The 23788-nt window shown below is 33.0% G+C and carries 21 protein-coding genes and 1 pseudogene; 13 read left to right on the top strand and 9 right to left on the bottom strand.

The window, feature by feature from the left end:
* Window positions 1-170: 170 nt before the first annotated feature.
* Entirely contained in the window at window positions 171-2492 is a 2322-nt protein-coding gene (gene metE, locus CELAL_RS01025; RefSeq protein ID WP_013549053.1) for a 5-methyltetrahydropteroyltriglutamate--homocysteine S-methyltransferase, read from the bottom strand.
* A gap of 168 nt (window positions 2493-2660) precedes the next feature.
* Between metE and CELAL_RS01020 the strand changes: the two genes are divergently transcribed.
* Entirely contained in the window at window positions 2661-3122 is a 462-nt protein-coding gene (locus CELAL_RS01020; protein WP_041557395.1) for an Lrp/AsnC family transcriptional regulator, read from the top strand.
* Here the strand turns inward: CELAL_RS01020 and CELAL_RS01015 are convergent.
* Window positions 3115-3516, bottom strand: coding sequence for a response regulator (locus CELAL_RS01015; protein WP_013549051.1), 402 nt, complete (start codon window positions 3514-3516; stop codon window positions 3115-3117). The genes CELAL_RS01020 and CELAL_RS01015 overlap by 8 nt on opposite strands.
* 2 nt (window positions 3517-3518) lie before the next feature.
* Entirely contained in the window at window positions 3519-5096 is a 1578-nt protein-coding gene (locus CELAL_RS21290) for a sensor histidine kinase (RefSeq protein WP_013549050.1), read from the bottom strand.
* Window positions 5097-5507: 411 nt separating this feature from the next.
* Here CELAL_RS21290 and CELAL_RS01005 point away from each other — a divergent pair, with 411 nt between their 5' ends.
* From CELAL_RS01005 to CELAL_RS00985, 5 genes and pseudogenes are all read left to right on the top strand, one after another.
* Window positions 5508-6839 carry a 2TM domain-containing protein gene (locus CELAL_RS01005; protein ID WP_013549049.1) on the top strand — a complete coding sequence of 444 codons (1332 nt, stop codon included), beginning with the start codon at window positions 5508-5510 and terminating at the stop codon, window positions 6837-6839.
* A gap of 108 nt (window positions 6840-6947) precedes the next feature.
* Window positions 6948-7250: a 2TM domain-containing protein gene (locus CELAL_RS01000; protein WP_013549048.1), complete on the top strand. Its 303-nt coding sequence runs from the start codon at window positions 6948-6950 to the stop codon at window positions 7248-7250.
* A 26-nt stretch (window positions 7251-7276) separates the two neighbouring features.
* Complete coding sequence (locus CELAL_RS00995) at window positions 7277-7612, top strand: 2TM domain-containing protein (protein WP_013549047.1); 336 nt, start codon at window positions 7277-7279, stop codon at window positions 7610-7612.
* Window positions 7584-7958: pseudogene (locus tag CELAL_RS22540) on the top strand (2TM domain-containing protein). Before CELAL_RS00995 ends, CELAL_RS22540 begins: the two are co-directional and overlap by 29 nt.
* Before the next feature lie 73 nt (window positions 7959-8031).
* Entirely contained in the window at window positions 8032-8787 is a 756-nt protein-coding gene (locus CELAL_RS00985) for a LytR/AlgR family response regulator transcription factor (protein WP_013549046.1), read from the top strand.
* Window positions 8788-8877: 90 nt separating this feature from the next.
* Here CELAL_RS00985 and CELAL_RS00980 read toward each other — a convergent pair whose 3' ends face one another.
* Window positions 8878-10065, bottom strand: a complete 1188-nt coding sequence (locus CELAL_RS00980; protein WP_013549045.1) for an LETM1-related biofilm-associated protein — start codon at window positions 10063-10065, stop codon at window positions 8878-8880.
* Window positions 10066-10240: 175 nt separating this feature from the next.
* Here CELAL_RS00980 and CELAL_RS00975 point away from each other — a divergent pair, with 175 nt between their 5' ends.
* From CELAL_RS00975 to CELAL_RS00955, 5 genes are all read left to right on the top strand, one after another.
* The gene (locus CELAL_RS00975) at window positions 10241-10918 is read left to right on the top strand and encodes a DUF4331 family protein (RefSeq protein ID WP_013549044.1); all 678 of its coding nucleotides are present in this window, start codon (window positions 10241-10243) and stop codon (window positions 10916-10918) included.
* A 37-nt stretch (window positions 10919-10955) separates the two neighbouring features.
* The gene (locus CELAL_RS00970; RefSeq protein ID WP_013549043.1) at window positions 10956-11645 is read left to right on the top strand and encodes a DUF4331 family protein; all 690 of its coding nucleotides are present in this window, start codon (window positions 10956-10958) and stop codon (window positions 11643-11645) included.
* 83 nt (window positions 11646-11728) lie between these two features.
* Window positions 11729-13006 carry a tetratricopeptide repeat protein gene (locus CELAL_RS00965; protein ID WP_013549042.1) on the top strand — a complete coding sequence of 426 codons (1278 nt, stop codon included), beginning with the start codon at window positions 11729-11731 and terminating at the stop codon, window positions 13004-13006.
* A 9-nt stretch (window positions 13007-13015) separates the two neighbouring features.
* On the top strand, window positions 13016-15244 hold the full coding sequence (locus tag CELAL_RS00960; RefSeq protein ID WP_013549041.1) for a TonB-dependent receptor: 2229 nt from the start codon (window positions 13016-13018) through the stop codon (window positions 15242-15244).
* Window positions 15245-15639: 395 nt separating this feature from the next.
* Entirely contained in the window at window positions 15640-16725 is a 1086-nt protein-coding gene (locus CELAL_RS00955) for a BamA/TamA family outer membrane protein (protein WP_041557391.1), read from the top strand.
* Here the strand turns inward: CELAL_RS00955 and CELAL_RS00950 are convergent, their stop codons facing one another.
* Together CELAL_RS00950 and CELAL_RS00945 are read right to left on the bottom strand one after the other, a co-directional pair.
* Window positions 16726-18966 (bottom strand): efflux RND transporter permease subunit, encoded by a 2241-nt coding sequence (locus tag CELAL_RS00950; RefSeq protein WP_013549038.1) that lies wholly within the window; start codon window positions 18964-18966, stop codon window positions 16726-16728.
* 57 nt (window positions 18967-19023) lie between these two features.
* Entirely contained in the window at window positions 19024-19806 is a 783-nt protein-coding gene (locus tag CELAL_RS00945; protein WP_013549037.1) for a DUF547 domain-containing protein, read from the bottom strand.
* A gap of 168 nt (window positions 19807-19974) precedes the next feature.
* On the opposite strand from CELAL_RS00945, the gene CELAL_RS00940 reads away from it, so the two are divergent.
* Complete coding sequence (locus tag CELAL_RS00940) at window positions 19975-20682, top strand: TIGR04283 family arsenosugar biosynthesis glycosyltransferase (RefSeq protein WP_013549036.1); 708 nt, start codon at window positions 19975-19977, stop codon at window positions 20680-20682.
* A gap of 6 nt (window positions 20683-20688) precedes the next feature.
* Window positions 20689-21753 (top strand): VOC family protein, encoded by a 1065-nt coding sequence (locus CELAL_RS00935; RefSeq protein ID WP_013549035.1) that lies wholly within the window; start codon window positions 20689-20691, stop codon window positions 21751-21753.
* Window positions 21754-21766: 13 nt separating this feature from the next.
* Here CELAL_RS00935 and CELAL_RS00930 read toward each other — a convergent pair whose 3' ends face one another.
* From CELAL_RS00930 to CELAL_RS00920, 3 genes are all read right to left on the bottom strand, one after another.
* On the bottom strand, window positions 21767-22567 hold the full coding sequence (locus tag CELAL_RS00930; protein WP_013549034.1) for an anti-sigma factor: 801 nt from the start codon (window positions 22565-22567) through the stop codon (window positions 21767-21769).
* Between the two features lies 1 nt (window position 22568).
* Window positions 22569-23099, bottom strand: a complete 531-nt coding sequence (locus CELAL_RS00925; RefSeq protein WP_013549033.1) for an RNA polymerase sigma factor — start codon at window positions 23097-23099, stop codon at window positions 22569-22571.
* A gap of 76 nt (window positions 23100-23175) precedes the next feature.
* Window positions 23176-23775, bottom strand: coding sequence for a superoxide dismutase family protein (locus CELAL_RS00920; RefSeq protein ID WP_013549032.1), 600 nt, complete (start codon window positions 23773-23775; stop codon window positions 23176-23178).
* Window positions 23776-23788: the final 13 nt, after the last annotated feature.

Here is a 23788-nt window from a genome sequence, read left to right as displayed (position 1 = left end):
AAGAGAACAAATATGAGCTAGGCTGTTATTGTAGGTGTTTAAAAAGCCTTTTTTTTAATTTTAAAAGGTTTTTACAATAAGGGTAATGAAGGTGAATTCATTTAAAAATGAAAAAAAAAGTCGCTTCTTAATACCATAAGAAGCGACCTAAAACTAGACTATATTCAAATTTAATGCGATACAGCAACTCTTTGTCTGCACTCTTGAGCAGCGGCTACCATTTCTATCAATGCTTTTTTTGTTTCATCCCAATGCCTGGTTTTTAAACCACAATCTGGATTTACCCATAAATGTTCAGGAGCAATATATTCTTTTGCTTTTTCTATCAATGCAACCATTTCTGAACGGTCTGGAACTCTAGGAGAGTGAATATCATAAACTCCAGGACCAATTTCATTAGGGTATTTAAACTCACGGAAAACATCTAAAAGCTCCATCTGCGATCTAGAACATTCTATAGTAATCACATCCGCATCCATAGCTGCAATATGCTCAATAATGTCGTTGAATTCTGAATAACACATATGCGTATGTATTTGTGTTTCATCTTTTACGCCACTTGCAGAAATTCTAAAGGCTTTTACTGCCCAATCAAGATATGTTTTCCAATCTTCTTTACGTAAGGGAAGTCCTTCGCGTATGGCTGGTTCATCTATTTGGATAATAGATAAGCCTGCTTTTTCTAAATCGACTACTTCATCGCGAATCGCTAAAGCAATTTGCGTACAGGTTTCCGATCTTGGTTGATCGTTACGAACAAAAGACCATTGTAAAATAGTAACAGGCCCCGTAAGCATTCCTTTTACGGGCTTGTCTGTAATAGACTGTGCAAAAGAAGACCAAAAAACAGTCATCGGGTTTTCTCTCGAGACATCTCCATAAATTACAGGTGGTTTTACACATCTACTACCATAACTCTGTACCCATCCAAAGCTGGTAAAAGCAAAGCCGTCTAATTGTTCTCCAAAATATTCTACCATGTCATTACGTTCAAACTCGCCATGAACTAAAACATCTAGCCCTATATTCTCTTGAAATGCTATAGTTTCTCTAGTTTCTTTTTCTATAAAACTATGGTACGCCTCTGGAGTAGTATTCCCTTTTTTAAAATTAGCCCTTTGGCTACGTACTTCTTTTGTTTGAGGAAAAGAACCAATAGTTGTGGTTGGGTATAATGGAAGATTCAAAGCTTTTTGCTGAATTATCTTCCGTTGAGTGAAACCATTCAAGCGCTGATCATCTTTTTTAGTTAATGCTTTAACGCGGTCTTTAACTTTAGGATTGTGAATACTTTTTGATATTTTTCGCTCCGCATTTGCGGCGCTATTCTCATTCACTTTTTCTAAGGTTTTGCTTAAATTTACTTTAGTGATAAAGTTTCTTAGCGTATTTACTTCTTCTAATTTTTGTTTAGCAAAAGCAAGCCATTGTTTTACTTCGGCACTTAAATTAGTTTCATTTGTTTCTAAATCTAAATCGCAAGGCGAGTGTAATAAAGAACAAGATGGCGCTATAGTAATTCTTTCTTCTCCCACATGGGCAATTGCCTTTTGGATCAAGGCTAGAGAATCTTCAAAATTATTTTTCCAAATGTTTCTACCATCAATAACCCCTAATGATAAATGGGTATTTTTATTCAGTTTTTTTGAGGACAAAATATCATCTAACTGCAGTTTACAACGTACTAAATCTAAGTGTAAGGTATGAACAGGAAGTTCTAATACGGTATCTAAATTCTCTCCAAAACAATCAAAATAATTCGCTAATATAATTTTTAAATCAGGAAATTTATCTGCGATAGTTTGGTACGTGTATCTAATTGCTTCGCGGTCTTTATTGGTTAAATCTGTCGCAAGAAAAGGTTCATCAAATTGAATGTGCTCGACATTTAAAGCCGATAATTCTTTAATTATTTTTAAATAGGTAGGAAGAAGATTTGGTAAAAGATCAATCCGGTCAAAACCATTTTCTTTTTCTTTTCCCAATAATAAAAACGATACAGGGCCTATAAGCACAGGTTTTGTTTTTATGCCCAATGCCAAGGCTTCTTTATATTCATCAACTATTTTAGAATTACAATATGAGAAAGCTTGATTTTTATAAAATTCAGGAACGATATAATGGTAATTCGTATCAAACCATTTGGTCATTTCCATCGCGGTAAGGTCAATGCCATCTTTCTGGATCCCTCTTGCCATTGCAAAATATAAGTCTTGAGTAGCGTGATTTTTTTGTTGCAAGGCTGTATAACGCTTAGGAATAGCGTTTACGGTCATACACATATCTAATACCTGATCGTATAATGAAAAGTCATTGGAAGGAATAATGTCAATGCCTTTTTCTTGTTGAAGCAGCCAATTTTCAGTTCTAATGTTTTTTGCCGTTTCTTCTAAATCTACTAAAGTTGCTTTGCCAGACCAATAGTTCTCTAATGCCTTTTTAAGCGCTCTGTTGCTACCTATTCTCGGGTATCCTAAATTTGTTGTTTTCATTACTATCTGTTTTGTGTATTAGATATTATGTCCCGTCAAAATTAGTTTTAATCATATTTATATCTAAATTATACAATTGAATAAGAGTATTTAGCTGTTTTTATTATATTTTTTAGATAAAATGTAATATTTTTGTTTTGGAACTGCACTTTACTAGAAAATTTATCTATGGAAAATTTAGACCTTACGGATTTAGCCCTGCTCAAATTGTTACAAGAAAACTCTAATTACACGACTAAAGAGATTGCAGCACGTGTAAATTTATCTCCAACGCCCGTATATGAGCGTTTGCGGAAGTTGGAAAAAGAAGGCTATATAATGAAATATGTAGCACTACTGGATGCAGAGAAACTAGGCAAGGAACTTATTGTATTTTGTAATATTACTTTAAAGCAGCATACAAAAGCGATTGGGAATAAATTTGTTACCGATATTATAGCTCTAGCAGAAGTAACGGAGTGTTATAATATATCTGGAGATTATGATTTTATGCTAAAAGTATTGGTAAAGAACATGAAAGACTATCAGGATTTTGTGATCAATAGCTTAGGTTCTGTAGAAAACATAGGGAGTGCTCATAGTACCTTCGTTATTGGAACAATCAAGCAAACCTATATGGTGCCTATGTAAAAGGCGATAGTTGAAAAGATAAGGCAATTAATTTTTCTTTAATTATAGAAAATTCGGCAAGGAGTTTTTCCTCGTCTATAGGTTTGAATATAAAGTGAATAGGATTTGCTTTATGGGCTCTTGCAATAGTAGCCTGGTCAGAATTTCCTGTTAAAAATACGACGGGAATATGATACTTTTCTTTAATAATTTCTGCAACTTCTATACCATCTAACCCAGGACCAATACCAATATCCATGAGGATAACATTGGGTTTAAAGTTTTCTAAAACAAGTAATGCTTTAGCTGCATTATTAGCGGTTTTAACCGTGTGTTCTCCGCAACCTAGAAGTATTTCTTCTAAAAACATTTGAATAATAAAATTATCTTCGACGATGAGTATGCTACATTTCATAGTTATGAGAGTTCTTGGATTTCTTGGAAAGTGATAATAAATGCGGTCCCAGTTTGTAAGTTGTCTTTCTCTATGTTTCCATTAAGTTGTAATACCAGTTTGTGTACTAATTTTAAACCTAAGGTATCTGTATCTCTAAATTTAATACCTTTAGGAAACCCTTTTCCATTATCACTCACGCGTAATAGAAAGGAGTTGCTCGCTTGTCTTTTTAAGGAAATGCAAATGATTCCTATGCCATCAGTAAAAGCATATTTTAAAGAATTGGTAACCAACTCATTTATAATTAAGCCTAAAGGAATAGAGGTGTCTATATTAAAATGAACAGTATCCACGTCTAGATTTAGTTGTATCTCATTTGTACTCCCTTTCATAGAGACGATTAAGCCGTTGACTAATTGTTTTAGATAATCTGCATAATTAATCTTACTTAGGTCCTCACTACGGTATAAATTCTCGTGTAGTAGTGCTATAGATTTAATGCGGTATTGACTGTATTTAAGGATGCTTTTTACTTCTTCATCTTTTATGTTTCTTGATTGTAGGTTTAATAAACTAGTAATTACTTGTAGGTTGTTTTTTACCCGATGATGTATTTCTTTTAACAACGTATTTCTTTCATCTAATCGCTGGTTTATGGCGTTATTTAAAGAAGATATATGCTTGTTTTTGTAATATAAATTATGAATGGTAAAGATAAAAAAGAGTAAACCAAGGTTTAAGAAAACAGCGAAGGAGATACTTTTCTTTTTATTAGTTTTTATTTTTTCCTCTACCGCAGCAGAATGTATGGAGGTATACAGGGTCCAAGTAGACATCCCCATAATGATAACATCCTTTACATTGTAAATAGGTTTGCCATTGGTATCCCTTAATGTTAAATCTTTTTTAGATTTGGTATAGAGGTCTTGCCTGCCACTTTCTTTGTAGAATACTTCGTTTGCGTTATTTAATATATTAATATCGTTAGTTCCTATTCCATTCAACCATGTTTCGGCATTAAGATTAAGACCTACAATACCCAATAAATCTTGATCTGGACTATATATTTTAGTAAAAAAACGCACCGTAGGTCTGTAAGGGAGTTCTACCTTATTATTTTCAATATTTAGGTCTAGATTAGAAATAAATAGCTGCCCTTTTTTTAGTTTTAATGATTCTTGAAAGTAATACCGGTTAGATTTGTCTTCTAAATACTTGTGTTCATATATAGAAATGCTATTATACATGTTTTCTATTTTAAGCACTTCTTGTCCTTTCGTGTTTATAATCCGTGCTTGAAAGTAATTGTCTTCATTTTTAAGAAAAAGATAAAGCACATCACGAATGTCATTAAAAGTTTTATTTTTTCTGTAATTAGCTTCTGCGAGGTCTTTAAAAAACAGCACTTTTTTCTTGCTTGTTTCGTAAAGATTTAATAATTGATCACTGGCTAAGGATAGTTTAGTATCTGATTCTGCTAGTTCTAAAGTAATGAGATTTTTCTCATAGTTATTAATTCTAATGATGGTTATGGACCATATCGTTATACTTAGAATAACAAATAACACTATTGAAGTAGCAATTAATTTTTTACTCATAGAACCTTATTTATGAAATAGAAAATAGTATTAAGGTGCTGGGGGGAAGATTGTCAATCTTATAAAAATAGTAAATTAACATGATTAATACTACAAAAATTAAACTATTTCTTTCAAATAATTTAAAATGATATAGCTGTTTTCTAAGTCCCTACTAACGATACTTTTTGTCTAAATAGCATTCCATCCTTAGAAACCTACATTTCGGTAGTCTTTTGTTTCAATACCCGAGGTATAATTCCAAATTTGTACAAGAACTATTTAAAATAGATAACTTTATGATTTAAGAAGATTGGAGATTAGCAGCTAAGCATTAGTTATTTTTGAAGCAGTTCTCTATTTTTTTTTTTTTTTGATGACAAAGTGATCTAGTTAAAATCGTTTTTTTAAAATGATTTAATAATTTTTGAAATGAAACAGATAGTAAAAATTGTATTAAGAGGTATTCTAATAGGCATCTGTATTGTGATTATAGATGTGGGAATGAATATTTTATTAGGGAGCGCTGTGAGTTTTGATGCGCAGTTTATGAATAACTTGCAGTACTACTTCATATACTCGGTAACCTTAACGGTTTTAAATACGCTCTTCTTTAGGTATTTAAATGATAAAGTAGTTTGGGTCAGATTTAAAAAATTTAGACTAATTATTGGGGCTTTAGGAGGGGTGTTGTTAACTATGTTCGCTGTTTTTTTAATCCGATTCTCTATAGAAGTACTTATAGGGGGCGAAAGCTGGAACATGTTTATTTGGAGTGAAAACCCTAGATTCTATATTTTTTGCTTATTAATTACTTTATTGGCTTCCTTTGTTTTTCATGCCATTTATTTCTACAGATTAAGTCAGAATAAAAAAGTAAAAGAACAAAAAATTATAGCGAGTACAGCATCTGCAAAGTTTGATGCTTTAAAAAACCAATTAGATCCACATTTTCTGTTTAATAGTTTAAATGTATTAACGAGCTTAATAGATGAAGATCCACATCAAGCACAAAAATTTACGACCTCTTTATCTAAAGTATATCGGTATGTATTAGAGCAAAAAAATAAGGATTTGGTATCTGTAGATGAAGAATTGCAGTTTGCAAAAACGTATATACGCCTATTAAAAATGCGGTTTGAAGATAGTATTATTTTTGAAGCTCCAGACCAAGCTAGTAATCCAGAAGCAAGGATTGTTCCATTGTCATTACAATTATTGCTAGAAAATGCCGTAAAACATAATGTGGTTACTTCTGAACGGCCTTTGCATTTACGAGTATTTGAAGAAAACGGACAATTAGTGGTGAGTAATAATTTGCAGGAGAAGCAAGTGGTTAAAAAGAGTAGTGGTGTAGGTTTAAAAAACATACAGGAGCGTTACAATATTCTATCCAATAGGAAAGTAACTATTCTTAAAACAGCTTCAGATTTTAGAGTAGCAATTCCGATGCTAACAAAACAGGTTTCTATGAAGGAAACTCAAGAAGATTATCTAGAAGATAAAAGATACCACAAGGCAAAAGAGAAGGTAGAGAAAATAAAAGGATTTTATGGGAACCTAATGTCTTATTGTATTGTTATTTCTATTTTAATATTTGTTAATTTCAATACGACAAGCTTCCCTTGGGTAATATTTCCTGCCCTAGGTTGGGGTTATGGACTAGTCGCTCATGGAATGGATGCCTATGGCTACAATCCGCTTTTTGGCAGGAACTGGGAGGAGCGTAAGATGCGAGAATATATGGATGATGACCAATTTTAAAGGCAAATAACAATTCAGCATTAAAAATACACAACTCAGTACCTTGTATTTAGAGAAAAGACAAGATAGTAACATCTTTGAAGTATCAAAACAACTAAATAACTACAGATGAACAATTCAGAAACCGATACTAAATATTTTAGAGCTAAAGAACGCGTAGAAGCTATAAAGGCTTTTTATAACAAAGTTTTTAAATACATAGTAGCTATTGTTATTACCGGGAGTATTAACTATTACCTTAATGAATGGCGTAACCCCTGGTTCTTGTGGGTGGTCTTAGGAGTTTCTATAGCCACTGCGGTAAAAGCCATAAAACTCTTTGGATACGATGTGCTCATGGGGAGAAATTGGGAGCAGCGCAAGATAGATGAGTTTATGAAAGAAGAGGAGACCAAGAAAAAATGGGAATAATAGTACTAAGCTAAAAGACGATACAGATGAAAACATCCACAACACAAGACGATAAGAGAGAAAGAGCAGCACAGCGTATTAAAGCTTTAAAAGGTTTTTATATTCACTTAACAGTGTATATCCTGGTTAATTGTATGATTAGTGCAGTTAGTGTTGTAGGGAACATGAGCTCAGGAGAAAGTTTAATAGAAGCATTTACTACTTTTGGCACCTTCTCTACCTGGATATTTTGGGGCATAGGGCTTTTCTTTCACGGGGCAAAAGTGTTTAGTTTTAATCCTATTTTTAGTAAAGAATGGGAGCAAAGAAAAATTAAACAGTATTTGGAAGAAGATGCTAGTGATATTAATAAATATAGCTAAGATGGAAATTATACAAAGAACGAAATTAGAGCGAGCTCAAAAACGAGTTGCTACATTAAAAGGTTTTTATGACCATCTTACGATCTATTTAATTATAAATATTTTAGTATTTATTTTTAAAGGAAAATTTATCATTACCCTCTTAAGTAAAGAAGCCTGAGGTAATCCTCAAATCTTAAATTGGATAAATTGGAATGTATATGGAGCACCAATTATTTGGGGAATAGGAGTATTAATTCATGGACTCGTAGTTTTTAAAATCAGACCAAGTTTTTTGAGTAAGTGGGAAGATCGGAAAATAAAAAAATACATGAATGAAGAACGAGAATCTTCCAGTAGCTTATAATTAAAAAATTGAAGAGTGTAGTTTTTTGAAAACAACCAATCACCTCTAAAATAAAGACCAAAAAAAAGACCAAATGAAAACAATTATTATTGAAGATGAAAAACCATCAGCGCGAAGATTAAATCGATTGCTTGAAGATTTAGGTGTTGAGGTTTCTGTGCTTTTGCATTCTGTAGAAGAGGCTATAAATTGGTTTCATAATAATGAACACCCCGATTTAATTTTCTTAGATATTCAGCTTTCAGATGGACTTTCATTTGAGATTTTTGAAGCCGTAGAAGTAAAAAGTGCTATCATTTTCACCACTGCTTTTGATGAATATGCACTTCAAGCTTTTAAGTTAAATAGCATTGATTATTTGTTAAAACCTATTGATGATGAGGACCTAGAAATTGCGGTTAAAAAATACAAATCTTTAGCACCAAAAAAGGAGCAATTAACGCTTGATTTTGAAGATATAAAAAAGCTACTGGTTAACCCTATTGAACGCGAATTTAAAAAACGATTTACGACCAAAGTAGGGCAGCATCTAAAAATCATAAATGCAGATGAGGTAGAATGCTTTTACAGTGAGAACAAAGGTACCTATGCGGCAACTACCGAAGGCAGAAATTACCTTTTAGAAACTACCTTAGATAATTTAGAAGAAGACCTGGATCCTAAAATATTCTTTAGAGTAAGTCGTAAGTTTTATGTGAATGTAAATTGTATAAAAGATATTGTATCTTACACCAATTCTAGGCTTCAAATTAAATTAATTAAGTTTAATGAGCAAGAAATCATTGTGAGTAGAGAGCGTGTTCGTGATTTTAAGCTTTGGTTAGAGTAGTGTGGGTTAAAAAACTGGATTTAAATAGTTTAAATAATAAAAAAAGCCACTATAAGTTTTTCTTATAGTGGCTTTTTTTATGCATTATACTTATTCATCTACTCGATTATCATCAAAAGCAGAGGGCAATAATTTCGGAATTAATTTTATGAAAATAGGGAGTAAAACAGCCCCGCCCGGTAAGATGAAAATGGCTAAAGAAGGAATACTTTTAAAGATATCTAGGAGCTGTTTTTGGACTTTTTTCTTCTCTTCTTCCGTAAGATCTTTTACGGTAGATTTAGATAAAAGTGCGACTAATTCTTTGCTTTCAGAGAGTTCTTTTTGCAGCCTTTTACTGTTTCTTAAAATTAATTTATTTACAATTTTAGACATGCTATCGTAAAATTGCATGGCTAAATTATTGTTTTTTAAATGCGGAATTTGAAGCGTATTTTTTTCAAAAAAAACAGCAACGTCTTCAAGAGATTTTAAGATCTGTTTGGAAGGGATTCCAAGGTCTTTTCCAATGCTAAAAATGAACTCAGATTCTTTGTATTCTAGAGACTGATCTTCCCATACTGTTAAGCAAGCAACGTCTAAAAAATAACTGTTTTCACGTGGCGTAAAATTGTTAATTAATTTACTCCGGTAGGTACCATCAAAACTATCTTGGGTGCTATCAATAAATGTTAAGGACGATTCAAAAAGCTGTGCTAATTTTGCGTCGTTTTTATTTTTTTGCTTAGAACTTAAAGTATGGTAAATTATATTTATGGTAATGTATTCTAACTTTTCTGCATGCTTTTTTGGATCCGTTTTTAGCTCTAAATAGTTCTTAAAAGTTAAGACATCAATGTATAATAATGAGTTTGTAATTATACTATTAAAGTTCTTGCTGATGACATTATCGTCTAAATAAATTCTAGATTCAATGAGTTTTTCGAGCTGCGAAGAGGTCTTTTTTCCAGTTAGGATTTTGTTTAAAAATGAAATTTTATTGATGCCAAGCTGGTTATAAAACTCAAATATTTCTTCTAGAAAACTAGAAAAAGTTACCGTTTTACTTTTCTGTCTATAGGTGAAATATAAGGCGGTAAGTAAATTAATTTTTGCCTTTTCATCTTCAGAAAGCGGATGTTCTGGATGTATAAATTCTGGAATACTTACATTAATTCCGTAAATGAATCCAATATTTTTTAAGTGTGCATATAGTTCATCAAAATTATCATAGAGGTCATGATAATCTTTTACTAGGTGTCCAAATTTATCTATCCAACCTGATGCTGAAGGGTTCATTGATCAATCATTTTCAAAGTGCGAAATTAACACAAAAGTAATTAGTATCTCTATTTGAATTTTGAAATCTAATAATGCGCCAAAATTATGTTAACATAATTTTAACATTTAAAAACAAACCCTACTTTCTTTTTCTCGTAAGTGTTGGGGAATAAATAATCTAAAAATTTAAATCATGAAAAACACAAAAACTTATTTTGGTCTTGCGCTTCTAGCAATTACCGGTACAATTTTAGTCGCTGCAGATCATATAGATGCACCATCCACTACCGGAACCTCTGCAGATATTGCAGACTTTTATGCTTTTGAGCCTACTACAGGTTCAGACAACACTGTATTTATTGTAGACTTACAATCAAGTGTATTGCCAGATTTAGCTTATGGTACTTTTGATGAAAACGTACTTACAGAAATTAATATTGATTTGGATGGAGATTTAGTAGAGGATCAAGTCATCCAAGCTATTCCTAGAGATGGGGTTATGTATTTCTTTGGTCCAGTTGCGCCTTCACAAAAAGGTTTAGATAGTCAGGTACTTGTAGGTGCTCCTTTAGGTAGTGTAGAAATTTCTGCTACTACGGCAAAAACAACGACAACAGCTTCTGGTGTTAAATTATTTGCAGGACCTAGACAGGATGCTTTCTTTTTTGATTTCTTTCAGTTTAATAAAGTATTAACGGCTACACCAGAAGGGTTTTTAGCTCCTGGAGATGCTTCAGATACTTTTGATGGTGCTAATACGATGTCAATTGCTATTGACATTCCTAACGCAATGCTTGGTACGCCAACAGCTACAAATGCATTAGGAGTGGTTGTTTATAAAACATGGGTTACCTCAAACATTAAGCAATAAAAAAAATAAAATTTTAAATATCTAAAAAATTAAAAATATGAAACTATCAAATATAGTATATGCATTTTCTTATGCAGCAGCGCTTACCCTTTTTGTATCATGTAATAATGATGATGATATTGTTACCATGATGGAAGAAGAAATGGAAATTGCTGAAATGGATTTTTCAGGAACTTATGCTCAAGCAGATCATATGGGTAGACCAGGTATCAACACGGTATTAAATGGTGATGATGCTTCTAAAGATTTGCACAACATAACCATTCCTTCAGAAATGGCGGCTAATTTTCAAGCAGGTTTTGAAGCGCGTTTAGAAGGTTTGCATGATGCTTATGCTGTTGCACTAGGTTTTACAGCTGCAGATGTAGATTACGAGAACAATATTTTAGGGTTAGACGCGGCAACTTTAACAGGGTATTTAGCTGCTGATGTTTTAGAAGTTGCACCTAATAATGTAACAACGTATTTTTTACCTGGTGAAGATGCTGATATGGATGGTAACGTTTTAAATGATCCAGCAGTTATTGGTTTAACAGGGAGAACGATACAAGATGATGTTATTGATGTTTCTTTAATATTACTTTTTGGAGGTGCGGAAGGAATTCGTTTTAGTGGTCAAGATACAGATGGCGATGGTATGGCAGATTTACCAAGATTAACATCAGATGGTGTTAGTATTACTGCTAACCCTACAACTACCTTTCCTTATTTAGGAAATCCTGAATAGGGTACTATGAAGAGGAGCTATAAGAGGGTGTAACAGCCCTCTTATTTTTAAAAGTAAAACCTAATTACAAAATAAACCACACTATGAAATATTTCATACTTACACTCGCTTTTCTAGCCTTGCTTTCGTGCAATTCTGAAGGAAATAAAAAAATTACTGATGCAGAAGATTATAATAAGTTTTTACCTTCTGTAGCCCCTAAAACAACTTCAAAATATTTTGAACTTTGGAACTCCAAAATCAAACCAGATAGTATACAATTAACTAGTTTTGGTATTGTTTCAGGCCAATATGAAAATTACTTCAAAGCAACAGGAGATATTTCTTATTTGATCAAATCTCAGAAAGCCTTAGAGAAAGCTGTAGAAATTGCAGCTACAGGTAGAGCAGGATATCGTAGAGCTTTAGCGCGTAATTATATCTCGCAACATCGTTTTAAAGAAGCATTAGTGCAAGCAAATGAAGCCTTAAAAATAGGTTCTGGTATAACAGATACACATGGTTTATTGTTTGATATTCATATGGAGCTGGGGAATTATACATTAGCAAAGAATTATTTGAATAGTATTACAGATATGTCCAATTTTGGTTTCTTAATCCGTGCGGCAAAATGGAATGATTATAAGGGTGATTTAGCGACTACTATTAATTATATGGAACAAGCAAAAGATAAAGCAGAGAAAACCTATACAAAATCGCTTATCCTATGGTCTTATACCAATTTAGCAGATTATTACGGTCATGCCGGTAGATTATCTGATTCCTATAAATATTATCTAAAATCTTTAGAACTAGAGCCTGAAAATGCGTACGCAAAAAAGGGAATTGCTTGGATTGTTTTCTCTCATGAAAAGAACCCAAAAGAAGCCTTGCGGATTTTAGATGCTGTAACTAAAACATACCATGCTCCGGATTATTATTTATTAAAAGCAGAAATAGCAGCCTATATGAATAATACCGAAATGCAACTTTTAAATATCGATGAATATATAAAAAGTGTAAAAAACCCATCTTATGGAGATATGTACAATGCATATAATATTGATCTGTATTTAAATGAGACACAACAGTTGGACAAAGCTTTTGAATTAGCGAAAAAAGAAGTTGCTAATAGGCCAACCCCAGAGTCTTATAATTTTTTAGCGTATAGTTATTTAAAATTGGGAGAAAAAGAAAAAGCCTTGTCTATTGTAAGGGACCATCTTGAAGGAAAATCTTCAGAACCAGCGATACTTTATACGCTTGCCGAAATTTATAAGAAAAACGGATTAACTAAAAAGACGAAAGAATTAAAATCAGAACTTTTAGGAGCAGTGTATGAATTAGGACCTAGTTCAAAATCAAAAATAGAATCACTTTAATTACATATTATGTATAAGATTTATATCGTGTTGTGCTGTTTTTTTGGATTCCAGATAGGGAATGCACAGGAGGTAAAAGGAAAATTGATAGATGCTAAGAAGAATCCTATTGAAGGGGCGTATGTTTTAAATGTACAATCAGAAAAACATACCCATAGTAATGAATTAGGCTATTTTAAATTAGAAGGAAATGCAATAGGAGATACGCTTCGTATTGGTGCTTTAGGCTATGAAAAATTAAATGTCATCATTGAGAACCTTTCTTCAAGTCAGCGCATATCCATTCAATTAAAAGAGCAATCTTTTGAACTTGATGAAATTGTAATTAGACCAACATTAAATGGGTTAAATGTAATTTCTGCAATTGATTTAAAAACAACTCCTGTAAAATCCTCGCAAGAATTACTGCAAAAGGTTCCGGGCTTAATTATTGGTCAGCATGCAGGTGGTGGTAAAGCAGAGCAATTATTTTTAAGAGGTTTTGATATTGATCACGGAACAGATATTGCTATTGCTGTAGATGGAATGCCTGTAAATATGGTTTCACATGCACACGGGCAAGGTTATGCAGATTTACATTTTGTGATTCCAGAAACCTTAGATAATATTGATTTTGGAAAAGGACCTTATTATGCGAATAAAGGTAATTTTGCTACAGCAGCATATGTAGATTTTAAAACAAAAGATCATATAGACCAAAGTATAGTGCGTTACGAGGTAGGAGATTTTGGTTGGAATAGGGCATTGGGTATGTTTAATCTAGTAAATTCGGATACAGATAATGCCTATATCGCAACAGAGTATACTCAGTTTGATGGTGCTTTTGATTCGCCACAGAATTTTTCACGCTTAAACCTGTTCGGAAAGTACAGTACAAAACTCAAAGATGCTAGTAGACTTTCTATTACTGCATCACATTTTACGAGCACCTGGGATGCTTCTGGTCAAATACCACAACGAGCAGTAGATAATGGCTCTATTTCTAGATTTGGGTCAATTGATGATACGGAGGGCGGTACTACAAGTAGAACTAATATTAATGCATCAATCGTAAAAATTATAGATGACCAAACTTTTGTGAAATCTAATGTTTTCTATTCTAATTATAATTTTGAACTATACTCTAATTTTACCTTCTTTTTAGAAGATCCTGAGAACGGAGATCAAATAAAACAGAAAGAAAACCGAGATATTTTTGGCTTTAATTCCGAATTACAAAAAAATATGACTTGGGGTGTTGCTGATGTAGTCTTAAAAACAGGAATAGGTTTTAGAACAGATAACAGTAATGATATTGAATTATCACATACTTTAAATAGAAAAACAACGCTTGAAAATATACAACTAGGAGACGTAAAAGAAACAAATAGTTTTGCCTATGCTAGTCTTGATTATAATTTGGATAAATGGACTATTAATCCAGGATTACGCTTAGATTATTTTAACTTTCAGTATACAGATGATTTACAAGAGCAGTATACCAATACAGCAGAAAATAAAGCATTCTTGGCGCCTAAATTAAATGTGTTGTACTCAAGTAGTCAAAATTTACAATTTTTCCTGAAATCAGGAATAGGCTTTCATTCTAATGACACGCGGGTGGTGGTTGCTGCAACCGAAGAAGAAACACTTCCTGCGGCTTATGGGACAGATTTTGGAGCACTTTGGCGTCCTACACCTAAAGTATTTTTGAACGCAACTGCTTGGTATTTGTATTTAGAACAAGAGTTTGTCTATGTGGGCGATGCAGGTATCGTAGAGCCTAGTGGTAAAACAGAACGTTTTGGGGTAGATTTTGGCGTGCGTTATCAATTAACTGATTGGTTGTTTTTTAATACAGATCTAACCCTGACAAAAGCACGAAGTCTAGAAGAGGCTTCTGGAGAAGATTATATTCCTCTTGCGCCAGATTTTACGATGGCAGGAGGGTTGAGTGTACTTGATTTAGGTAGATTTTCTGGCGGAATTAAATATCGTTTTATTGATGATAGGCCAGCAAACGAAGATAATTCTATTATAGCTGAAGGCTATTTTGTAACCGATTTAAATGTTGATTACAAGGTGTCTAAAAATTTAGGAATTGGTTTTGCTATAGAAAACTTATTGGATACCGAATGGAATGAAACACAGTTTGCTACAACATCAAGACTTCAGAATGAAACAGCACCTGTAGAAGAAATCCATTTTATTCCAGGAACACCTTTATTCATAAAAGGAAGTTTAACATATACATTTTAGTAGAAGGTAAGAGGCAGTGGTTGCTTTTTGTTTTTAGGTTGAAGCCCCATAATCGTAAGATTATGGGGTTTTTTTTGTTAAAACATTTTTTTTTCGTTGAACGGTAAAACCTACTTCATAAAAATCTCGTAAATAATTTTAATAACAACAGATACTTTTAATTTAAATCCTTGGAATATGATTTATTTTTTACTACTTATCGAAATCTATATAGTGATACATTTAATACTCCTAGTGTATATTGCTCAAAAAAAACTGGACAAAGAAATTAAGCTGAGTCATTTTCATACGACTGACCATAAAATAGGTGCTAAAGTAGATGCTTCTGCGTAAGAATTAATTTCAATTTCTTTCATAATATAATTCTTAGCTTTGGCAGGTTCAATATTTGTGGGATGATGCGTAAAAATGGGTTTATATTTTTTTTAATAGTACTATGTTTTTTTAAAGGATATAGCCAAGATGTGGCTCAAGATTCTACTAAAAATCTGAATGTAACCATTCTTCCTATAGCCTTCTATACGGCAGAAACAGATTTTGGGTTTGGAGCTTTGGGGGTCGCCTCTTTTTGGATGAAAAATCAGCCTAGAACCACAAGAGCTTCTTCTCTACAATTAGGGGCTAGTTATACCACTAAAAATCAAATACTAATATACGTACCTTTTGAGCTTTATACCAATGAAGAAAAATGGCGTTATGTAGGCGAAATAGGGTATTACAGGTATGTATATAACTATTTTGGTCAGGGAATAAAGAGTAAGGAGAGTGATTTAGAAACTTACGAAGTGAGCTTTCCGAGAATTAGACTTTCTGTTTTGAGACAAGTTTTTCCTAATATTTCTGCAGGATTAACCTATGAATTGGATGATTTTAAAAACTTAAAGTCAGCTGAAAATGGAATTTTAGAAAATTCTGAGGTTATCGGTAAGGAAGGCGGAGCAGTTTCTAATATTGGAGCAGTAATACATTATGATTCTCGTGATCATATTTTTTATCCTACCAAAGGGTTCTTTATCCAAGCAAGTTATTTTGTTTCTTCGAGTTTATTGGGTTCTAGCTTCAATTATAACAAGTTTATTTTGGACAACAGATTTTACCAAAAAGTAGGTAAAAATCAAGTTTTAGCTGCAAATTTATTTTTGGGTACTGCTACAGACGGAATGCCATTTTTAGATCAGTTTACCCTAGGAGGTAAAAGAACACGAGGAATCAATAGCAGGCGTTATCAAGATAATTCAGAAGCTAGTTTTGCTTTAGAGTATCGTTTTCCTATCGTTAGTAGGTTTGGTGGTGTTGTTTTTGGATCCACAGGGACTGTAGCACCTAATTTAAATGATGTCTTCTCATCGCCTTATAAAAATTCAGGAGGAATAGGACTTCGGTATATTATCAACAAAAGAGATGGTGTACGTATTCGTGCAGATTACGGTAGGTCTAGTGAAGGTGGTATTTTTACCTTTACCATTAAAGAAGCTTTTTAATTACATAAATTTTCGAATCAATACCGGAAGCAGCAACAAATCTAAAAGCAATGCTGTAAATAATGTAGCGCTTATAAGCAGCCCTATAATTAAACTAGGGTTGTGAATAGAAAACAACAAGGTCATAAATCCAAAAAAGAGCAGTAGCGTAGTAATAATTAATGCTCTGCCGGTTTCTAAGAAGGTAGTTTCTAAGGCACGTTCTTTGGTCAATCCTTTGGAGATAGCAATTTTGTACTTTCCTAAAAAATGTATGGTATCATCTACAGCAATACCAAATACAATTGCAAATACAATAGATACAGGTGCGTCTAACGGAATGTTTAGAAACCCAAGTAAGGCACCTGCAAATAGTAGTGGAACCATATTTGGAATTAAAGAAATGATAACTAGCTTAACATTTTTAAACAAGAATGCCATAATAATCCCCACTAATAATAACCCCATTAACAAGCCTTGAAATAAACTAGCTTGAATATAAGACGCATTTTTATCCATGAGCATACCCTTGCCGGTAACTCTGAAGTTTACTATGCTAGTATCTATATTTTTGGCGACAAAAGCATCAATTTTATTATAAGTTTTTACGAGGCTATCAGTACCAATATCAAGAACATTAGCAATAATCCTAGCTTTGGTTTTGCTACTATCGGTAAATTTATCTAGTTGTTGTCGCGCATATCTAGATGCATCTTTCTTGTAAGTGTTAAATTCTTTTTCCTCATCAGGGAGTACAAAATAAGCGGTCTTGTTTAAATGGTTTGCTTTGTTTAATGCTTTGAAAATCGAATTTACAGAGCGTATGTTATCTACATTTTCTGTTTCTTTAAGCAATTGGTTTACTTTCTCAATTTCTTGGGCTACCGCAAAATCTGTAATCTTATACCCTTGTTTTGTTTGTACTGCCAATTCTATAGTTCTAAAACCAGAATATTCATTTTGAAAAAAAGCAAAATCTTCTGCAATTTTACTGTTGTTAGGAAGGCTAGTTTTAAAAGTGTAGTTGGTATTTACTAAGCTTAGTCCATATACACAAACTACCGTAAAAATAACACTAACACTTATGATGCTTTTTGGTTGAGCGATCGTAAAAGCATTCATTTTTAATAAATACGTTTGCCAGAAAGTGGACTTGCTTTTTTTAGGAAGAAGGGTTGAGTTTTTAAAGATTAGAACTAATGAACTGGTAAAGAAAACTACCGTGATATAAGCGATAAGTACGCCAATGGCAGAATTTACGCCAAAGTCTCTGATGCCTACCAATTTTGAAAAGAGCAAGGATAAAAACCCTATAGCGGTAGTTACAGAAGTTAATAATGTGGATAAGCCAACTTCTTTTAAAGACTGTACAATGGCCGTTTGTCTGGCAATACCTACTTTGATCTTTTCTAAAAAATTATCAAGGATATGAATCACATCCGAAGTACCCACAATGAGCATTAAAATAGGGTAGAAGGCTGCTAGAGCGCTAAGTTCTTTACCTAATAGGGATAATGTGCCTAGAAATATTAATAAGGCTACAAATATGGATATTAGGGTGATAAAAACAATTGCGGTTCGTTTATAAATGATGTAGAGTACAATAAGGACCAATATCAAGGAAACAATAGAGGTAACCGTCAGTTCTCTTTTTTGCATGTGCACCAATGCTTCATAGAATGAGGTTCTCCCCATCAAGTGGTTAGAGCTAAAATTATGTTCGCTTAACAATTTTCTTGTGGCATCTAATAATGCTACAGATTGTTGATAATCTAAATTGTCTTCGGTTTCTAGAAAGACCACTAAAGAGTGTGCATTTTTATCAATGAAGGAACCAATGAAAAAATTGTCTTCTTGTATTTTTTCCCAATCGGCGGTATATTGTGTTTCGTCATTAATATGCAATACAGGAAGCTTCGTGTAGCCAAAAGAAGTTTTTAATGGATACGATAAATTGGTCAATGAATTGGCTTCCGTGACATGAGGTAATGTTTTTGCAGCAAGGGTAAATTGATCAAAATTTTCTAGAAACTCCTTATCAAAAATACCTCCTTCATTTTCTACAGCCACCAACAAAAAATTATCGTCGGTAGAAAAGTCTTTAATAAATTCTTCATAAAACAACAAATCATCATCACCTGTTGGGAAAAACTGACTAAAATCAAAAGAGAACTTTAAATTAGGAAGTAAAAAGCCAGATCCAATAGATAGGAGTACAAAAACACCTAAGATGATTTTTTTAAACGAAAGAATTTTAAGCATATATTTAATTCATACCACCCAAATGAAACACGGTAGTGGGCATTCAAAATTAATGAATTATAAGTTAGTCCAGTTATCTAAATCTAAGGTCCAATCATAGTTTTTATAGGTAATATCAATATCTTTTGTGGTTGGAATTATATTATTTGCTTTTAGAATTTTTTTCACCCCTTTCTTACAGCCAAAATCACCTCTAAACCAATTGAATAAAGAAGTCACCGCTACATTCTTGCTTTCAGAATTATAGGAAGATGTTTTCATTAGATACTCTTTTGTTCCTTTATTAAATTGCTCGTTTAATTTCTTTGGATTATAAATAGCAACTGGAGGGCAGTCTTTAGCGCCACAATTAAGTGCAAAATGCACTCTGTAATCGCGCGTATCTACTCTTAGCTTTCTTTCAAATTTATTTGGGAACCATTTACGAATTAATCCTAAGCCTAAAGGCCACTGAGACTTTCGGATAATACCGTGTTCAATTTTAGCAAAGGACACCGTTTCTCCAGCAATAGTAATCTGTTCACGACTAAAGAAATCTCTACGGTCATTGTACAACTCAGGCGTATCACTTAAAATAAGTTGAATGTATCCGTTGTAAATATTCACCCAGAATGCTAGTTTTTCTTCATCTGTACGTAATGCATTTTCCAAATCTTCTAAGCTGCTGTTCGCGAGTTCTTGTTGGATAGCACTAACATCTTCTCCGTTTTTAATCTTTGAAAGAAAATCTTCAGAGAGTGTATTGTAATCTTTTCCTTGCTGTGCAGATGCGTAAACATTGGTGAGAAAAATAGTTAGTATTATACTGAAAAATCTTATATATTTTGTTTTACTTTTCATTTGAATTCAGATTTGTATTGTATCTTGCTTTACTTACGATATAACTATGATATGGGTTTGGTCGCAGTAAATAAAAACCTTTTCATTTAAAATTACGTAAATACTTATATTAAAGTGTCCTTATTAAATTAATTAGCACTTCTTTTTGACTAGAAAGACGTTTTTTTTATGATCTCAATAATAATACCAGCACATAACGAGCAAAAAAATTTACTAAAGCTTATTCCTTATTTAGAAGTGCTTTGTCAGGAAACACCAGCCGAAGTATTAGTGGTACTTTCTGCGGCAAATACAGAGACCATTAGTATATCTAGTGATAAAATTAAAGTATTGGAATGTCAAAAGAATGGTAGGGCTGTTCAAATGAATTATGGTGCCCAAAACGCTAAAGGGACTATTTTGGCCTTTCTTCATGCAGATGTTTTACCGCCTAAAAGCTTTTTGAAGGATATAGAAAAGGTTGCAAAACTAAATTATCAAGCAGGTTTTTTTTCATATCGATTTGATAGTAAGAGTATTCTTTTGAGGATAAATGCGAAATTTACGGCTAATGATGGCATTTTTACGGGAGGGGGTGATCAATGCTTATTTATTGAAAAGGAAGTTTTTAATCAACTAGGAAAGTTTGATGCCAAACAACTAATTATGGAAGATTTTGAGTTTTTTAAAAGAATGAAAAAAAATAATATTAGTTATAAAATTATAAATAACGATTTATTAGTTTCTGCTAGAAAATATGAATCGAACTCTTATCTAAGAGTAAATATTTCAAACCTATTATTGGTGTTATTGTTTAAAATGGGGTATCCATCAAATAAGTTAAGATCGCTTCACAATAGATTATTAAAAATGCCTTATCATATTAAAGTTGAATAAAGTTTTATGCGTAAAATAATTAATGGAATTCAACAAATAGGTATTGGCGTTGCAGATGCAAAAAGTGTTTTTAATTGGTATCGGGAACATCTTGGATTTGATATCCTAGTATTTGAAGATGTCGCTACGGCGGACTTAATGACGCAGTATACTAACAAAAATATTGAAAGCAGGCATGCATTATTAGCCTTAAATATGAAAGGTGGGGGCGGACTCGAAATTTGGCAATTTACAGGGCGCGTTCCTCAAGCTTCAAAAACTCCTTTTTTATTGGGGGATTTAGGAATCAATAGCATGAAAATAAGGGCAACAGATGTTGCTCTAATCCATCAAAATTTAAATAAAATTTCACTAGAAACTCTGGGAGATTTAACTGAAACAAAAGGAGAAAAATCTCATTTTTTCTTTAAAGATCCTTGGAATAATTTAGTGGAAATTGTAGAAGATGATTATATTTTTTCAAAAACCAATAGTACTTCTGGTGGTGTTATGGGAACAGTAATCGGTGTTTCAAATATTGAGGAATCTTTGCTGTTTTATCAGGAAATTTTAGGGTATGAAGTATGTACTTCAGATAGGAGTGGTGTTTTTAATGATTTTAGAGACTTACCTGGAGGTGCCCACTCTTTTAGGAGAGTACTTCTTAAACATAACAATAGAGCTATTGGTGGGTTTGGAGAACTTTTAGGGCCTACGGAAATAGAATTAATACAAGTTTTAGATCGTAAACCACTCAAAATATATAAAGATAGGCTTTGGGGAGATCTGGGGTATATTCACCTATGTTTTGATATTAATGGAATGAAAGCACTACGTAATGAAACAAAAAATCTTGGGTTTCCTTTTACCGTAGATAGTGCAGATAGTTTTGATATGGGAGATGCTGCGGGTCATTTTAGTTATATAGAAGACCCAGATGGTACCTTAATAGAATTTGTTGAAACACATAAAGTGCCCATTCTAAAAAAACTAGGAATCTTCATCAACCTAAAAAAAAGAAATCCGCTTAATCCGTTACCTAGATGGCTTGTAAAAGCTATGCAGGTACACCGAATTAAACGGAATCTATAATTTTATCTCAACATTAAGAGTTTACAACACCTAAGGTATATAATTGCTCTAAGTTAGGAGCTTCACTACCTCCAGCAGGTTCTAAAGTGATACCGAAAGCTTCCGATTCATTAGGATTGTTTAAAGCGAATACTTTATTATCATCCGTAATAAAATCTTCCAAAAGCCCCATACTTGTAGGAGTTAAAGGGTTTAGTTTTAAAGACCATACTTGGTATACCATTCCATCTGGTGGTTCTGGTAAGCCTTGCGCATCAATAAATACTTTTTGCTCGCTCTTATTCCAATATGCTTTAGCGTAAGAATTAGGATCTACCGCTTGTCCGCCTAAGGCAACTACTTGAATATCTTTATCACGTATTGTTGTTAACAATTCTTGTGATTTATCTAAAGATGTTTTAGCCTCTTCTATCTTTTCTTCTAAAGCACTATTGGCTTGCGTGGTTGCATCTAAATCAGATTTTAAACTGTTATTTTCAGAATACATCCAGAATAGGCCTACTGCAAAAATAATTGATGCTGCCCACCCGATGTAAGAACTCCAATTGTTTTTAGTTGGTTGCATCTCTATTACTTTAGGGGCTTGTGTTGCCGCTATTTTAGCTTGCACCTTTGCTAAATTAATTTGAGCCCCACCTTTTGGTGCGGCCGCTTTGGTTAAGGCTAAAACCGAAGCTTCAATTTCTTCTATCTCTTTTTGTATTTCAGCGTGTTCACCTGCGTATCTGGCTATATCTAAGTTTTCTACTTCAGATAAGATACCAGCAACGTAGAGCTCTAAAATTCCTGATGCTATGTATTTTTCTATATCCATGCTATATTGCTATATTGCCCCTAATTTGTGAAATACAACTTCTGTTTCTTGTTTTTACCGTTCCAACCGGTATTTCCAATTCTTCCGCTGCTTCCTTTTGAGTATATCCTTTAAAATATAATAGGTCTATTATCTGAACACATTTTTCTTTTAGGTTCGTTAATAAGCTTTTTATACCAATAGTATCTACCTGAGTATTAAGGTCATTTTTGTCTTCCAGAATATTTACGAAAAAATCAGCAGAAAGGTTTTGTTTGCTGTTTTTATGGGATTTAGAACGCACTTCATCGATAGCCGCATTTCTTGCAATATTCAACATCCATGTAAAGAACCGCCCTTTAGAGACATTGTAGCTCTCTGCATTGTTCCATGCTTTTACAAATACATCTTGACAAATCTCTTGTGCGATATCGTTATTTTTTACGATATTATTGATTACTCCGCTTATGTTGTCAGCATACATGCCATACAGCTTTTCAAACGCTTTTGCATCTTTCATTCGGAACTTTTCTACTAATTCTTCTAATTCCATTTATTATGTTTACAAATTAAAGATATATAAAAAAGCTGCTAAATAGCAGCTTTTAATTTTATTAAGGTGATAATTCTTATTGAATAATACCGGCACAACTTACACGAGCACCTGCATCTCCACTAGGTTGAGAGGTAAAATCATCAACTCCTTGGTGAACGATTACTCCTTTGCCAATAATATTTTTTGTATCATCATCACAATCAATACACCATTCATCTGTACTAAATTCTACCTTGGCATTGCCATCAGCATCTGCCATAAAGTTTCCAATATCACCCCTGTGGTATCCAGCTTCATCACCCCATTTCCCATGTTGTTGGAATGTTGGGTTCCAATGGCCACCTGCAGATTTTCCATCAGCAGAAGAACAATCTGCCGTTTCATGAATATGAATAGCATGTTCTCCTTCAGATAATCCAGCTAATGTAGCCACCATCATGACTTCACCATCTTTTTCGGTAAAAGTAACTTCACCTTTTACTTTAGAATCGCTTTTAGGCTCTAATGAAATGGTCATGGTTTTTTCATCCATAGTATCCTCCATATCATCAGTCATTTCATTTGCGCTGTTTTCTATCTCATCAGAGGTTTCTTCAACTTCTTTCTTTGTTTCTTTACAGCTATAAGAAATACTTATTACAGCAATTGTTAGAGCAAATATTAATTTTTTCATAAGTTGTTGTTTT

The sequence above is a fragment of the Cellulophaga algicola DSM 14237 genome, assembly GCF_000186265.1.
Taxonomy (GTDB): Bacteria; Bacteroidota; Bacteroidia; order Flavobacteriales; family Flavobacteriaceae; genus Cellulophaga; species Cellulophaga algicola.
The sequence above is the reverse complement of the archived record's forward strand: the minus strand, read 5'-3'. Positions and strand labels throughout refer to the sequence as shown.